Origin of the sequence: Flavobacterium sp. Arc2, assembly GCF_041431385.1 — a bacterium.
Lineage (GTDB): Bacteria > Bacteroidota > Bacteroidia > Flavobacteriales > Flavobacteriaceae > Flavobacterium.
In genome coordinates this window covers 213,373-229,275 of record NZ_JASMRH010000004.1, presented here as the reverse complement: position 1 = coordinate 229,275, position 15,903 = coordinate 213,373, and the positions used below count along the sequence as shown (strand labels likewise).

The following is a 15,903-nucleotide window of genomic DNA, read 5'->3' as shown; positions in this document are numbered from 1 at the left end:
GGGGTTCGGAAAATCGACTTTTTCTTGTTCAGATTATCTAACCTTTTTGGATAATCCCCAACTTTTGCGCTTGATCCGAAGATAAACCAAAATCTGAAAATTGGAGGTCTGTAACAAGGCCTCCTTTTTTATTGGAATATCAGAGGAACTGACTTTCGTTTTAATTTGGTAATGAAATAGTAATTTGGAAAACACTTAAAAAAGACGTGATTGATGTGAACTTATTAATAAAGTAGAAGTAAACTTAAAGATTGTTTAAAGTCAACTTGCTATTTGGTTAATTGTTAGTTAAACTATTGATTTACAGTAATTTTAAGATAATTTTTAATATCTTTGATAGGTGGTTTTGATTAATTACTTGTGTATGTCAATCTTCACATGAGAATGACATTGCAATATTCAGCTATACTTTTTTAATGTATGAGTTGATAATGGTAAATCAGAATTAACAATTGGAGGGCTTCAATAGCCCTCCTTTTTTGTGGATATTAATTTTCTTTTAGTACTGCGTAACGCTTCCCAAGTTGTCTGGGAAATACAGATCAGCCAGATGCGAGAATTCATCTCCACGCATAAAAATACTGCCGTCAACTTCTTCATAGCTCGACTTTCCTGCTGCGGCAAGAAGTTCATTTGCCGCATGCAAAGTATTTTTATGGAAATGATAAACTCGTTCTGATTTATCTGTCACAACCAAGCCTTTCATTAGCATTTTATTTTGAGTGGCAACACCAGTAGGACAAGTATTGTTATTGCATCGCAATGCTTGAATACAACCTAAGGAAAACATAAAACCTCTGGCGCTGTTGCACATATCTGCTCCCATTGCTATTGCTCTTAGTATGGAGTAACCTGAGATTATTTTGCCACTGCATATTACGCGTATTTTGTCTCGAATGTTTAACCTAATTAATGTTTTGTTCACAAAAATAAGTGCAGGTTCAAATGGCATTCCTACTCCATCTGAAAACTCCAATGGCGCAGCGCCCGTTCCACCTTCAGCTCCATCAACTGTTATGAAATCGGGAAAACAATTTTGCAGAATCATTTCTTGGCAAATTGATTCAAACTCGTTTGTCTGCCCTATGCATAGCTTAAAGCCAATAGGTTTTCCATTAGATAATTGGCGTAGTAAAGCAACGAAGTGTATTAAGCCACTAGCATCATGAAATGCACTATGGCTGGGAGGAGAAAGAATGGTTGTGTGCGGTTTAACTCCTCTTATTTTTGCGATTTGCTCTGTGTTTTTTTCTGCGGGTAATACGCCTCCATGACCTGGTTTTGCTCCTTGTGATAATTTTATTTCAATCATCTTTACAAAAGGGGTATTGGCTTTTTCGGTGAATTTTTCAGCATCAAAATTTCCTTCATCACTGCGGCAGCCAAAATATCCAGTACCTATTTGCCAAGTTACGTCACCACCATGTAGGTGAAATTCGGTTAGCCCGCCTTCACCGGTATTATGATAGAAATTTCCTTTAAGTGCTCCTTTGTTAAGCGCTACGATTGCATTCTCGCTCAAGGAACCAAAACTCATTGCTGAAATATTTAGCAACGAAGCAGAGTACGGCTGCGTGCAATCTTGCCCGCCCACTAGAATTCGCGGCAAATCGTGATTGACTTTAACTGGAAAGACAGAATGTTTAATTCCTTCATAATTGGATTGATTAATGTCTAATTGTGTTCCAAATGGAGTAGTGGCATCTATGTTTTTCGCTCTTTGGTAAGCAAGGGCGCGTTCACTTCTTGAAAATGGTTTTCCATCTGTATTTCGTTCAATGAAATATTGCTGTATCTCAGGAGCTATGCTTTCAAAAGAATACCTGAAATAACCCAAAACGGGAAAATTTCTAAGAATGGCATGTTTAGGTTGTATGATATTAAAAAAGCCAATAACTAAAAGGAGTAGAATAATAATAGGGAAGAGCAACCCCGTGTTGAAGTAAAAATGCGATGCCATGCTACTAATAAAGACGGCAATTCCATAAGTAAAAAATTTTATTCTCATATTAAAGTTTTTTGTAGACCTCTAATTTAGTAAGAATATAAGTTCTTTCGCATATTTTACTATTATAAAAAAAAAAATATTTATATATTTCACACCGTGGAAAACAGCTAAGGAAATCTGAAAAATTAGTTTTACTTAAATACGATAAATACAAAGAATAAAATATAAGAATGAAGAAAAACACTACCCTCATTAATGCTTTTATAATTTTCTTTTTCATTTTTTCCAATGCATATTCGCAATATATATTTCAGGCGGATGCATTGCCTGAGGAAATATCTTTACATAGCTATACTTCTATAACAGATGTAGGTGAAAGAGAATTAGATATTAAATATATAATGATGCATTATGATGCATTGGATCCTAAAGCATTAAAAACGGCAATTGATGATTTAGGTTTTACGCAAAATAATTTTTGGGCAAATTTTGGACTTCAAAACCCCACTGATTTAGATTTACATTATTATTTGGAAACAGCTTTGCCCATAACTAATCTTGCTGAGTTATATACGATTGATCAGGTGTCTGGTAAGGTTTCTAAAGCAGTTAGTGGAGATGGGATTCCCTTTTCTAAACGAACATATGATAATCGCAGGACAATTTTTAAGATTGACATCCAACCTAATTCAAATTTAATTTTTTTTTTACATTTAAAAAGTGATGGAGAGGTGTTGAAAATCCCACTAACTTTACGCAATGCAGATAATTTTATACGGAAGATTTCTTTTGAGCAGTTAGTTTTTGGATTTTTTTACGGCATTTTGGCAATCGTAGCTGTTATTTACTTTTTTTTCTTTTTTGCCTTAGGGAATAAAACTTTTTTATATTATAGTCTGTATGTTGTTTTTGTAGGGCTGTTGCAATTCGCTTTAGATGGTTTTTTCTACGAATTTGTGACCCCTTATGCAGGATGGTTTTCAGACCATGCCTTGCTTTTTATTGCTATAATTGCAGTTTTTTTCTCTGGAAAATATAGCGAAGTATTTTTAAAAGTTAAAAAGCACAGTAAAACGATTTACATTTTGTTTAATGTTTCTTATATGCTGCTTTTGCTGTTATTTGTCTGCGTGGTTTTATTTCCGTCACTTTTGCTGCTAAGTTACCTACTGATAAACATTCTGACATTAGTATTTCTAGTATTGATTGTGTACTCTATAATTTACCTGTATTACAAACGGAAACCAGTAGACTCTTTTTTCTCGGCAGGTATTTTGTTTTTGATTGTGGGATTTACCGTGTTTATATTGCATAATTTTGGAATACTACCTAGCAATTTTTTGACTCAAAATAGTTCAAAATTAGGTACTGGCATGGAAGTTGTCTTTCTTTCGCTTTCAATGTCTAATCTAATAAGAAGTTTGAAAAATGAAAAAAATGAGCTGAATCGTATTGCTTTGATTCGTTCAGAGGAGATGAATGATCTAAAAACTTATTTTTTATCTAATATCAGTCATGAGTTGCGAACACCATTAAATGCTATTATAAATTTAATAGATTCTGTGGCTAGTGAAGTAGAAGATGAAAAAATTAGAAAGAATTGCGAAGTCATAAAATATTCTTCCCATGGTTTACTAAGTTCAGTAAATGATATTTTAGATTTTTCTAAAATTGAAAAAAAGGAATTGAAATTAGAAAAAGTGGATTTTAGCCCAATGAATTTTTTTCAGGGTTTAAAGAATAGTGCGGAAATTCGAGCGAAAGATAAAGGATTAGAATTTCAATTTTCGATGACAAATGATATTCCTGAGATTGTTAAAGGGGATGAAACTAGATTAGTACAGCTTGTAAATAATGTGCTAAGTAATGCTATTAAATTTACATCTGAGGGCTTTGTGAATTTTAATGTTAGTGTTCTGCTGAAGGATGATAATAAGGTTAGTTTGATAATGAATGTTTCTGACTCAGGAGCGGGAATACCAAAAGAAAAAATGGAAAGTATCTTTGATTCTTTTTCTCAAAATAATATTGATAACAAAAGAAAATTCGGGGGACTTGGTTTAGGTTTGTTCATTGTAAAAACGTTGGTGGATATGCAGGATGGAATAATAAAAATAGAAAGTGTAGTGGATAAAGGTACAAGTTGTAAAATTACAATTGATTTGGATGTAGTTGAAATTAAAAAAAGTGAAATAGTACCTGCTGAAATAGTTGTTTATGACTTGGGCGGAAAAACTATTTTAGTGGTTGAAGACAATGCAATGAACCAGATGGTGATTAAAATGATTACTAAAAAATGGTTGAACACCACTGTTTTATATGCAAATAATGGTCAGGAAGGATTGGATGTATTTAAAACAAATAAGATTGATATTGTTTTGATGGATCTTCAAATGCCAGTTATGGATGGCTACGAAGCAGCAATCGCAATAAGAGGCGGTGCTGTAGGAGTAGAAAATGTGAACATTCCTATTATTGCGGTAACAGCTGATGTTATGGAAAGCACAAAAGCACGAGTTGCAGAAATAGGAATGAATAATTATTTATCTAAGCCAATTAAAAAAGAAGACTTATATACTATAGTTAAACAATTAGTCTAGCTGAAACGCAATCGTACATAAACGTGTTTGATTCCTTTTTTCTCCGATTCTCTTTCGTCGATTTCTAGGATATCAGTCAAAGATTTTAACATTGGAGTCAATTTTGCAAAACCATAATTTCTAGGGTCAAATTCGGGTTTTCTTTTTACGATAAGGTTTCCAACATCACCAAGAAACGCCCAGCCGTCATCATCACAAATGTCTTCTATAGTAGTTTCTATTAGCTCTATGGTTTGTGTATCTATTTTGTTTAATGACTTCTCAATAGGTTTCTCAATCGTTTTTCCAGCGGGTTTTCCAGCAGGTTTTTTAGTGTCTGCAGAGCGTTTTTTTGCTTTTTTCTGAATAGCACCGTCTAAAACTTCGATATAAATAAATCGATCACAGGCAACAATAAAGGAATTAGGTGTTTTTTTCTCTCCAATTCCAATAACTTTCATTCCAGATTCTCTTAATCGTATCGCTAATCGTGTAAAGTCAGAATCACTGGAAACGATACAGAATCCATCTACTTTATCAGAATACAATAGATCCATAGCGTCAATAATCATTGCCGAATCTGAAGAGTTTTTTCCAACTGTATAGCTGTATTGTTGAATTGGCGTAATTGCATGTTCTAATAAAACACTTTTCCAGCCTCCAGCATTAGGCTTCGTCCAGTCGGCATATATACGTTTGGTTGTAGGTGTTCCGTATTTAGCTATTTCTTCCATCATTCCTTTCACATTGCTATAGGGAACATTGTCTGCGTCAATTAGAACAGCCAATTTTAATTCTTTTGTATCTAGTGCCATAAATTAAGTCGAATTGAAATATTTATTCAAAGGTACAAAGTTTATTATTGAAAACGAATTTTTGCGGTTCTGACCATGGTATAACAGTCGTTTTTCATAACGAAAATACGAACGCGCAGGACGGGTACTAAAAAAAAGTGACATAAAATCCTTTTTTAAGATTTAAATATTTATTTTTGCAACTTCTTAAAATTAAAATTATTACTTAAATATATTATGGTAAAAGATTTATTCGAAAGGATTCAGAACAATAAAGGACCCTTAGGGAAATGGGCTTCGCAAGCGGAGGGATATTTTGTTTTTCCTAAGTTAGAAGGTGAATTAGGTCCTAGAATGCAGTTTGGTGGAAAAGAGGTTTTGAACTGGAGTTTGAATGACTATTTAGGTTTAGCGAATCACCCAGAGGTGAGAAAAGCAGACGCCGATGCAGCGAGTGAATATGGTGCAGCCTATCCTATGGGCGCGAGAATGATGAGTGGTCATACAAAATACCATGAGCAATTAGAGAATGAATTGGCTGCTTTTGTAATGAAGGAATCTGCTTATTTATTGAATTTTGGGTACCAAGGAATTATGTCAACAATTGACGCATTGGTTACAAAAAATGATGTAATTGTTTATGATGTTGATGCTCATGCCTGTATTATTGATGGTGTCCGTTTGCACATGGGGAAACGTTTTACATACCGTCACAATGATCTTGCAAGTATGGAAAAAAACTTAGAGCGTGCTACTAAATTAGCTGAAGTAACAGGGGGAGGAATTCTTTTTATTACTGAAGGTGTTTTTGGAATGCGCGGTCAACAAGGTAAACTGAAAGAGATTGTTGCGATGAAGCAAAAGTTCAATTTCCGCTTACTGGTTGATGATGCACATGGTTTTGGTACACTGGGAAAAACAGGTGCTGGGGCAGGTGAGGAGCAAGGAGTTCAAGATGATATTGATGTTTACTTTTCGACTTTTGCAAAATCAATGGCTAACATTGGTGCTTTTATTGCAGCTGATAAAGACATTATTGATTATCTAAAATACAACTTACGTTCTCAAATGTTTGCTAAATCACTACCAATGATTCAAGTAATTGGTTCATTGAAGCGTTTAGATTTGTTGCGTAATCATCCAGAATTAAAAGCTAAACTTTGGGAGAATGTTAATGCTTTACAAAGCGGTTTAAGAAGCAGAGGATTTAATATTGGGGACACAAATACCTGTGTGACACCTGTTTATCTTGAAGGAAGTGTTCCGGAAGCTATGGTAATGGTAAATGACTTGAGAGAAAATCACGGTATTTTCTTGTCGATTGTGATTTATCCTGTGATTCCAAAAGGAATGATTTTATTGCGTGTAATTCCAACGGCTCCTCATACATTATCTGATATTGATGAGACTCTTGTTGCGTTTGAAGCTATACGTGAGAAATTAGAAAATGGTACTTATAAAGAGATTGCATCTAAAACAAAAGTTGATTTAGACGCATAATACTCTACTATTTTTAGATTCTCTTTATGGGAATGTGATAACAAAAACCATTCGTTTTATGAATGGTTTTTTGTTTTTTTAGCTAAATTTACTAGTCTATTAACAGTAGAAACCAAATAAACATGAAAAATGTATATTTGGTTTCTACTGTTATAATATTGGCTTTGTCTACCTATTGTATGAATAGTAAAAAAGAAGAAGTGAGTGTTCCTCAGGTAAAAGTTGAAGCGCCTCTGGAAACAGCAGCCAAAGAATGTTACCAAGCCATAATTGAAAAGGACACCATTACACTTACTGCTGATATAAATGATATCAATCAATTTAAAGGCAAATTGGTTTTTTTAAAAAAAGACGCAAATACTTATGTGGGGGGCTATGGTGAAATTATTGAAATCAACGGGAAAATGGCTTTTAAAGATAAAACGAAAATCAAATTTGACGGAAATTTAGTGTACAATAAAATTGATTGCAAAGAATAGCTTTGACTTAAATAAAAAATAAAAAAATATCCATTAGTTTGCGCTAATGGATATTGTGTTTTTATAGAAAATCGAAAGAAGAACTGATTACTAAAAACTTTTTTTAAAGTTCTTTTCTAAATGTTTTTCTTCGACAAATAATTTTTGGGTCAAAGTTTTTCCAAATTGCATGAATCGCATGATTATCGGCTAATTCTGGGGTTCTAATACAGTTTTCTATTCCTTTTTCGGTAAAAGTAGTATGGTACTCTTTAAAAATTATAGCATGCGCTCCTTTGCTTTGGTAGTCTGGATGAACTCCAATCAGGTAAAAAGTAACGTCTTTACTATTTTTTCTGGCGTTTAATAAATGGTAAAATCCAAAAGGGAAAAGTTTGCCGTTTGCTTTTTGTAATGCTTTAGAAAAACTAGGCATCACGATGGCAAAAGCAACTAGATTCTGGTCTTTATCCTCTACAAATTTTATGTATTCGGGATTGATGAAGCTGATGTATTTTTTCTTAAAATACTCTTTTTGAATGTCGGTTATTGGAACAAATGAAGATAAACTAGCGTAAGAAGCATTGAATAAATCAAACATCTTGTCTACATAAGGCATCACGTCTTTTGTTTTTTTGAAATTTAGTGCTTTAAGCTGGTACCTTCTTTTGATTATTTCTTGCGCTTTATCAAAAGCTTCAAGCTTTACATTTTTAAAAGGAAATTTACTTTCGATATACTCTTTTTCAGTTACGTAACCCAGTTTTTCAAAATGAGTAGCGTAATAAGGAGGATTGTACCAAGTGATCATGGTTCCTAGTTGGTCAAAGCCTTCAGTAAGCACGCCTACTTTATCTAAATTAGAAAAACCCATAGGTCCTTCTACGTGTTCTAGATTGTTTTTGCGACCTAGTTCATAAACTTTTTCGAGTAAGGCTTTGGTTACTTCAATGTCGTCTATAACGTCAAACCATCCAAAGCGGACTTTCTTTTTTTGCTGGTCATTTACTTCGCTCCAGTTGATAATAGCGGTAATTCTACCTACTATTTCGTCATTTCTATACGCGATGTAAAAATAAGCTTCTGCATTTTCAAAGGCAGGATTTGTAGTTTTATCGAATGATTCTAATTCATCGGCAATAATTGGTGGCACCCAGAATTCATTGTCTTTATATAGTGAAAAAGGGAATTTTATGAATGTCGTTAATTCCTTTTTTGTAATAGCTTCTTTTATAGTAATCATTATGTTTTTTTATTGTGTAGATTGAATTTGATCTTTGCGTTTTTTATTCTTTTTTTCCACTTTCTTCTGCGATTTTGATTTGGAATTGTCACCACTGTCGATGCTCATTCGCACTTCTTTATAACGCGCATCATAGCGCCAAGAAAATCCTATTCCTCCATAAAGGACGGTTGGTGTATCTTTAAAATTGGTGCTTATTGAAGCGTCAATTTGCATGTCGTTGTTTAGCAAGTAAGCAGCACCGCCTCTAAGGATGGCGTCACTGTAAAAATCACTTTTAAATCCTTGGTTTTCAACGAACCCAGACCATTTATCATTGAATCCTTTTGTCAATGTTAGTACATAGCCGTAACTTGGATAATCAGTACCTATATAGTCTGCTATTATGTTTGTCACAAAAACCCAAGTTCCATCACCTAAATGATTTTGTGTTATCAGCATGGCTTTTGGCGAGATACTGGCATCAGGAGAAAAATAATAGGGGTTATCTTTCATCGTGAAGTTTGCACCGGCAAATACAGACACTGCAGGAATTAATTGATGCCAATTGAAAGAATGATTGGCTTTCCAACTATAAATATTAATTTTATTTTCGTGATTTTTAAACGGATCGTAGATTAGGTATTTTGCACCTAAAACCGTTTGCTTTAAATCGGATTTCTTAGTATTGCTATATGGAGTTGTGAAGTCTTCATTTTGGTATTGCAAATCGGCTATAAATTCTAAGCGCTCGAGTAATGCGCCATATCGTAAAGTTAAATCTAATCCAAATCCTTTAGCGTCATACCCTAATAAGCGGTGGTTCTCTTGAATACCGTAAATTCCGGTTTCCACTTGAATCACGGATTTTCCAACAGCAAAGGCAGACATTGTTTCACCAGGTCTATTTGAATTAATCTGATCAGTATGTTGACCATAGTGAATTATTGGAAACATAAAAATCACAGCAGCAAGTACTATTTTAAGTTTTGACATATTGTTTTTTGGGTTTAAAAGTAATAACGCTGTTCAAATGTACTATATTTTATCATTTATTTAAGAATGATATTTTAATTTTGTCCCGAAATTTCGAGATGGTTTTATTAATTTTGCTAAAAAATATTTGATTATGCAAACTGCCTCCTTTACGGGTTTTATAAGAGTACTGTTTTACATTCTGGCTTTCTATTATATTTTTAAGTTTTTGGCGAAGTTATTTTTGCCTTTACTCGTTAAAAAAGTAGTACAAAAAGCAGGAGAGAATTTTCAGCAACAGCAAAATAAAACTCAAGATACTTCTTGGAAGAAAGCACAGTCTAATGACGAAGTAATTTATAATACCTCTAATTCCACGAAACCAAGGGAAACCAAAAAAGTAGGGGATTATGTCGATTACGAAGAAATAGATTAGATTTGCCCTAATTAACAGTCTCATATTTTAAAAATAAATCTGGAAATTTGAAAATTATCAATAAATTTTACCCGCACGCTTTAGCCATTCTTGGTTTTGTTCTCGTCTCTTTAATCTATTTTTATCCCGTTTTGCAGGGTAAACAAATTTACCAATCTGATATTGCTCAATATACAGGTATGGCCAAAGAGCAAAATGACTTTAGAGCTGCTGAACATGTGGAGCCCTATTGGACAAACAGTGCTTTTGGAGGAATGCCAACCTATCAATTAGGGGCAAAGTATCCTTACGATTTTATAGGTGCAATAGATGACGCTTTGCGTTTTTTACCTCGTCCGGCAGATTATTTATTTTTATACTTCTTAGGGTTTTATGGCTTACTATTAGTTTTAAAAACAGATCCACTAAAGGCCTTTTTTGGTGCCCTAGCTTTCGGGTTTTCTACTTATTTGATTATAATACTTGGTGTAGGACATAATGCTAAAGCACATGCTATTGCTTATATGCCACTTGTAATTGCTGGTTTTATACTGGTATACCGAAAAAAATATGTTGTGGGTGGGTTGCTTACTATGTTTGCGACAGCATTGGAAATTAATGCCAATCACTTTCAAATGACCTATTATTTATTGATTTTCTTGCTGATACTTTCGGCTTACTTTATCTATTTAGATATTAAAGACAAATCATATAAATCACTTTTAAATTCACTTGGAGTCTTGGCAATTGCAGGGATATTTGCCATCGGTGCCAATGCAACCAATTTACTGGCTACTTCTGAATATGCCACTTTTAGTACTAGGGGAAAAAGCGAATTGACTTTTAATCCTGATGGTTCAAAAAGCACTTCTTCAAGCGCTATGACTAGGGATTATATTACGGAATATAGCTACGGACTAGCAGAAAGTTTCAATTTGATTGCGCCAAGACTTTTTGGTGGATCAAACCATGAAGCGCTAGGTCCAGATAGTAAAATGTATGAATTCATGATTGGGCAAGGAGTTCCTGAAGCACAAGCAGCTGATTATGTAAAAGGGATGCCAACTTATTGGGGAGACCAACCTATTGTTGCAGCACCAGCTTATATTGGGGTTGTAGTTTTCTTTTTGGGAATTATAGCTTTATTTATTGATGAGCGAAAAATTAAATATGTTTTTCTTGCTGGAGCAATTACCGCATTATTACTTTCCTGGGGAAAAAACTTTCCAGTATTGACTGATTTCTTTATTGACTATGTACCCATGTACAATAAGTTTAGAGCAGTTTCTTCAATACAGGTAATTTTAGAATTATGTTTCCCTGTTTTAGCAATTATGGGATTACAGTCATTTTTTAAATTAGATAAAGAAATGCAATGGAAGGCTCTTTGGCATTCAGGAGCAGTGGCTTTAGGACTTATCGTAGTTTTGTTTTTAAGTAAAAGTATGTTTAGCTTTTCAGGTGCTAATGACGGATATTATCGAGAAAGTTACGGACCTGGATTTGTTGATGCCCTTAAAGGCGACAGGATGAGTTTGTATAGTGCAGATTTGTTACGTTCTGGATTTTTTATTCTTCTGTCTGCCGGAGTTCTTTGGTTATTTATAAAAAACAAAATTGCTCAGAATACGGCTATAATACTTGTTGGATTATTTATGGTTTCCGACTTGTTTTTTGTGGATAAGAATTATGTTTCTGCTAAAGATTTTGTCAGCGGAAGAGAAGTTGAAGTACCTTTTCAGGAAACGCCTTCAGATGCCATGATATTAAAAGACACGAGTCATTATCGTGTTTTTGAGGTGAGCGGTAATTTTTCGAGTGCGAGAGCTTCATATTTTCATAAATCTATTGGAGGGTATCACGCTGCAAAACCTAGAAAAGTACAGCAGCTGTTTGATTATCAAATCGCTAAAAACAACATGGAAATCCTAAACATGTTGAATGTTAAATATATCATTCAGACCGATAAAGAAGGAAAAGAATTCCCAACGGTAAATCCAAATGCTAATGGAAATGCCTGGTTTGTTAATGATGTCAAATTAGTAAATAAGTCTAATGATGAAATGAAATTGCTAAACGAAGTGGATACTAAGAAAGCAGCTATTTTCAATATTCATCTGTATGGTGATAAATTTAAAAATGCGCGTTTAAAAAGAAATTTAGACACATCAGGAACAATTAAAATAGACATATACAAACCCAATTATATAAAATATACTTCTAATAATAAAAACGAAGGCTTAGCGGTTTTCTCTGAGATCTATTATGAAGATGGATGGAATGCCTACATTGACGGAGTAAAGACAGAACATTTCCCTGTTGATTATGTATTGAGAGCTTTGATTATTCCTGGGGGAGAACATACTATTGAGTTTAAGTTTGAACCACAAGTAATAAAAACTGGAAGTACTATTACTTTAATTAGTGCTGTAGGGATGTTATTGCTTTTAGTGGGAGGAATTTATTATGAAAGGAAAAAAAGTTTAAAGTCTAAAGTTTAAAGTTTTTTTAATATCGATTTTGTTGGGTTTCGAAACCTTAAACCTTAAACCTTAAACTTTGGAATCAAAGAAAGTCCTTATCATAACCTATTACTGGCCACCAGCAGGAGGACCAGGTGTTCAACGCTGGCTTAAATTTGTAAAATATTTGCCGGATTTTGGAATTCAGCCTATAGTTTATATTCCGGAGAATCCTACGTATCCTATTGTTGATGAAAACTTAGTAAAAGAAGTTTCAGATAAGGCAATTGTCTTGAAGCAGAAAATTTTTGAGCCCTACCAATTAGCTTCTTTTTTTTCGAAAAATAAAACCAAGAAAATAAGTTCTGGAATTATCCCAAATCAAAAAAAGCAATCTTTTATCGATAAACTTTTTCTTTTGATACGTGGTAATTTGTTTATTCCTGATGCTCGTTTTTTATGGGTTAAGCCCTCTATTTCTTATTTAGAAAAATACATCGTAGAAAACAATATTGACACTATTGTTACTTCAGGACCACCGCATAGTTTGCACCTTATAGGATTGGGATTGAAGAAAAAATTAGATTTAAAATGGTTTGCTGATTTTAGAGATCCATGGACGACTATTGGTTATCATAAATCGTTACGATTATCAAATTATGCCACTAAAAAGCATAAAATGTTAGAACGTAAAGTTTTGAATACTGCAGATACGATTATTGTTACGAGCAAGACTACAAAAACAGAATTTGAAGCCATTACACGCAAGCCTATTGCGGTAATTACAAATGGATATGATGTCGAGAATATAGAAACACAGCCATTGGATAATAAATTCAGTTTGGCGCACATTGGTTCTTTTCTTTCTGAGCGAAACCCTATGATTTTATGGGAGTCCTTAGTAGAGTTGATTAAAGATATTCCGGAGTTTAAATCACATTTAGAGATTAAGTTGATAGGGGCCGTAAGTCAGGAAGTGCTGGAAACTATTTCGCAATTTGGATTAAATCCTTATCTGAATAATCTGGGGTATGTTTCGCATGAGGAAGCGATTGCTCATCAACGTAAATCGCAAGTTTTGTTATTAATCGAAATTGATTCTGAAGATACTAAGAGCATTATTCCGGGGAAATTATTTGAATATATGGTTTCGAACAGACCAATTGTTGCTATCGGACCCAAGAGCTCTGATTTTGCAGAAATAATAACAAATACAAATACTGGGGTGTTTTTTGATTATTCAGAGAAAGTGAAATTAAAAAGTGTAATTTTGGATTTTTACAATCAATTTTTGCAAGGCAAATTACAGGCAAATGGCGTTGGTTTACAACAATATTCTAGAAAGAATCTCACTAAAGAACTGGTGAAACTGCTTAATAAATAATATAAAGAGATTACTGCATCTCACAATAAGTAAGAATGGGAATAGTATTAAATCAGTCCTTAAAAAATACAATAATAACTTACATCGGTTTTGGTGTAGGAGCTATTAATACACTTTATTTATACCCAATTTTTCTTGGTGCTACTTATTATGCGGTAACAAATTATATTTTATCGGCGGCTAATGTTATTATGCCACTTTTTGCTATTGGTATGCAAAATACTTTAGTAAAATTTTATTCTCAATACAATACAGAGGAGGAGCGAGAGCGGTTTTTATCTTTTACGGTATTATTTCCTATACTACTATGCATCCCCTTAGCTTTTATTGGCCTTTTTTTCTTTGATGATTTGGTTTTTTTTGTTTCTAAAAAGAATCCAATTGTTAAAACTTTTATTTGGCTAATTCCGTTTACCGGATTATGTATGGCGTATTTCGAAATTTTTTATGCTTGGGCACGTGTACACATGCATTCTGTTTTTGGAAATTTTATTAAAGAAGTTGGTTTGCGATTATTCTCGTTGTTTGCTCTAATAGGAGTATATTTTAAATGGATAACTGTTGTTGATTTTGTATATGTGACGTCTGGAATTTACTTTTTAGCCTTAGTAATTACAATGTTTTATGCCTTTAAAATAAAGAAACCTAGATTTCAATTTACGATTCCAGATAATGTAAAAGAGGTGTTAGAATACACTTTTTATATTATTCTGTCAGGTAGTGTGGCTAATTTACTTTTGGATGGTGATAAGTTAATGCTAAATCAATACATGGTGATTGAAAACATAGCGTATTATTCTGTTGCAACATACATTGCATTAGTTATTTCAGTTCCTAGTCGTGCTATGCACCAAATTGTATATCCCATTACAGCAAAGTTGATGCATGAAAATAAGCATGATGAACTGAATGATTTGTATAAAAAAACTTCGATCAATCTTCAAGTAGTAGGTGGTTTTGTAATGCTTTGTATTTTTGTTAATATCAATCAGTTATATGAGTTAGTCCCAAAGGAGTATAGCGGTGGAATATCAGTTGTTTTTATGATTGGTATGTCAAAATATTTTGATTTAATTTTAGGGAATAATAACGCGATAATATTTAATTCAAAATACTATCGTATGGTGCTGTTTTTAGGGCTGTTCTTAGTGTTTATTACAATAGCTTTAAATATGATCTTTATACCACTATACGGAATCCTAGGATCTGCTTTTGCGACATTATTGTCTATAACCTTATATAGTTTAGCTAAATTACTTTTTGTAGTTAAGAGGATGCATTTATACCCTTTTACAAAACAAACTGTGACTTCATTAATATTGACTTTTATATTGTTTTTAGCATTTTATTTCTGGGAGTTTCCTTTACATCCTATAATTGCTATTGGTATGAAGTCGGTTTTAGTTACTATTGCTTATGTTTATCTCAATTATAAGTTTAAAGTTTCTAAAGAAATAAACGGGGTGTTGGCTAGTTTATTAAAGAAAGTAGGAATTCGTTAACGCATTTTAGGTCTAAATTATAAAAACTTGTTAGAGGAAATTATTTTATAAATAGTTTTCTCTAACAAGTTTTTTTTGCTTTTTAACTTACAGAGTATGTAAATTTTATAAACTTATAGGATTATTATATAACAAGACTGATTGCTTTGATAAATACATTTGAGATTGAAATATATAAATTGTTTTGGAGATATTAATTTTTTAAAATATCACTAAAAGTGGGTATTGTGGGAGAGTGTATAACTTCCTAATTTTGTCATATCATTATTGTTTGACTTAATACAACATTATTGAAATTTAATCATCTGATTATTATGAAAAACCAAGAGTTAACCAACGATGAGAATAAAATTAAATTCTCTAAAATTCTTAAGGAAAAAATTAATAAAGGGTTTGTAATAGAGGAGAGAAATGATAAATTGCCTTTCGCTGTTTTATCAAAAAAAGGAATAAAAGTAAATCACAATATCAATTTTCTTTTTTCTTGTGCTACATTAGGTTTATGGTCAATTCCTTGGATGTATCGAAGCTTTATTTCTTCGCGTGAGCAAAGAATATTAGTTGCCATTGACGAAGATGGGAATGCATTTGAAGATAAATGCTACAATTAATTTACTGTTTTAAGTAAAAAAAAATAGCCTTGTATTTTATACAAGGCTATTTT

The 15,903-nt window shown here is 33.0% G+C and carries 12 protein-coding genes; 8 read left to right on the top strand and 4 right to left on the bottom strand.

Annotation, left to right across the window (positions count from 1 at the left end):
* Window positions 1-499 precede the first annotated feature (499 nt).
* Entirely contained in the window at window positions 500-2,008 is a 1,509-nt protein-coding gene (locus QO182_RS04265; RefSeq protein WP_371560074.1) for an FMN-binding glutamate synthase family protein, read from the bottom strand.
* Between the two features lie 170 nt (window positions 2,009-2,178).
* Here QO182_RS04265 and QO182_RS04260 point away from each other — a divergent pair, with 170 nt between their 5' ends.
* Window positions 2,179-4,548 (top strand): 7TM diverse intracellular signaling domain-containing protein, encoded by a 2,370-nt coding sequence (locus QO182_RS04260; protein ID WP_371560072.1) that lies wholly within the window; start codon window positions 2,179-2,181, stop codon window positions 4,546-4,548.
* Here the strand turns inward: QO182_RS04260 and QO182_RS04255 are convergent.
* Complete coding sequence (locus QO182_RS04255; RefSeq protein WP_371560069.1) at window positions 4,545-5,342, bottom strand: NYN domain-containing protein; 798 nt, start codon at window positions 5,340-5,342, stop codon at window positions 4,545-4,547. The genes QO182_RS04260 and QO182_RS04255 overlap by 4 nt on opposite strands.
* Before the next feature lie 216 nt (window positions 5,343-5,558).
* On the opposite strand from QO182_RS04255, the gene QO182_RS04250 reads away from it, so the two are divergent.
* On the top strand, window positions 5,559-6,821 hold the full coding sequence (locus QO182_RS04250) for an aminotransferase class I/II-fold pyridoxal phosphate-dependent enzyme (protein ID WP_371540965.1): 1,263 nt from the start codon (window positions 5,559-5,561) through the stop codon (window positions 6,819-6,821).
* Between the two features lie 122 nt (window positions 6,822-6,943).
* Window positions 6,944-7,300 (top strand): hypothetical protein, encoded by a 357-nt coding sequence (locus QO182_RS04245; protein ID WP_371560068.1) that lies wholly within the window; start codon window positions 6,944-6,946, stop codon window positions 7,298-7,300.
* Window positions 7,301-7,403: 103 nt separating this feature from the next.
* Here the strand turns inward: QO182_RS04245 and QO182_RS04240 are convergent, their stop codons facing one another.
* Window positions 7,404-8,522, bottom strand: a complete 1,119-nt coding sequence (locus QO182_RS04240) for a GTP cyclohydrolase (RefSeq protein WP_371560067.1) — start codon at window positions 8,520-8,522, stop codon at window positions 7,404-7,406.
* Window positions 8,523-8,531: 9 nt separating this feature from the next.
* On the bottom strand, window positions 8,532-9,497 hold the full coding sequence (locus QO182_RS04235) for a transporter (protein WP_371560065.1): 966 nt from the start codon (window positions 9,495-9,497) through the stop codon (window positions 8,532-8,534).
* Between the two features lie 133 nt (window positions 9,498-9,630).
* Here QO182_RS04235 and QO182_RS04230 point away from each other — a divergent pair, with 133 nt between their 5' ends.
* The 5 genes from QO182_RS04230 (at window position 9,631) to QO182_RS04210 (ending at window position 15,850) form a co-directional block, all read left to right on the top strand.
* A complete protein-coding gene (locus QO182_RS04230; RefSeq protein ID WP_371540961.1) occupies window positions 9,631-9,912 on the top strand; it encodes a DUF4834 family protein in 282 nt (93 codons plus the stop codon).
* A 47-nt stretch (window positions 9,913-9,959) separates the two neighbouring features.
* A complete protein-coding gene (locus tag QO182_RS04225; RefSeq protein ID WP_371560063.1) occupies window positions 9,960-12,392 on the top strand; it encodes a YfhO family protein in 2,433 nt (810 codons plus the stop codon).
* Window positions 12,393-12,450: 58 nt separating this feature from the next.
* Window positions 12,451-13,737 (top strand): glycosyltransferase family 4 protein, encoded by a 1,287-nt coding sequence (locus QO182_RS04220; RefSeq protein ID WP_371560061.1) that lies wholly within the window; start codon window positions 12,451-12,453, stop codon window positions 13,735-13,737.
* A gap of 35 nt (window positions 13,738-13,772) precedes the next feature.
* Window positions 13,773-15,239: an oligosaccharide flippase family protein gene (locus tag QO182_RS04215; RefSeq protein WP_371560059.1), complete on the top strand. Its 1,467-nt coding sequence runs from the start codon at window positions 13,773-13,775 to the stop codon at window positions 15,237-15,239.
* Window positions 15,240-15,553: 314 nt separating this feature from the next.
* Window positions 15,554-15,850, top strand: a complete 297-nt coding sequence (locus QO182_RS04210) for a hypothetical protein (protein WP_371560057.1) — start codon at window positions 15,554-15,556, stop codon at window positions 15,848-15,850.
* Window positions 15,851-15,903: the final 53 nt, after the last annotated feature.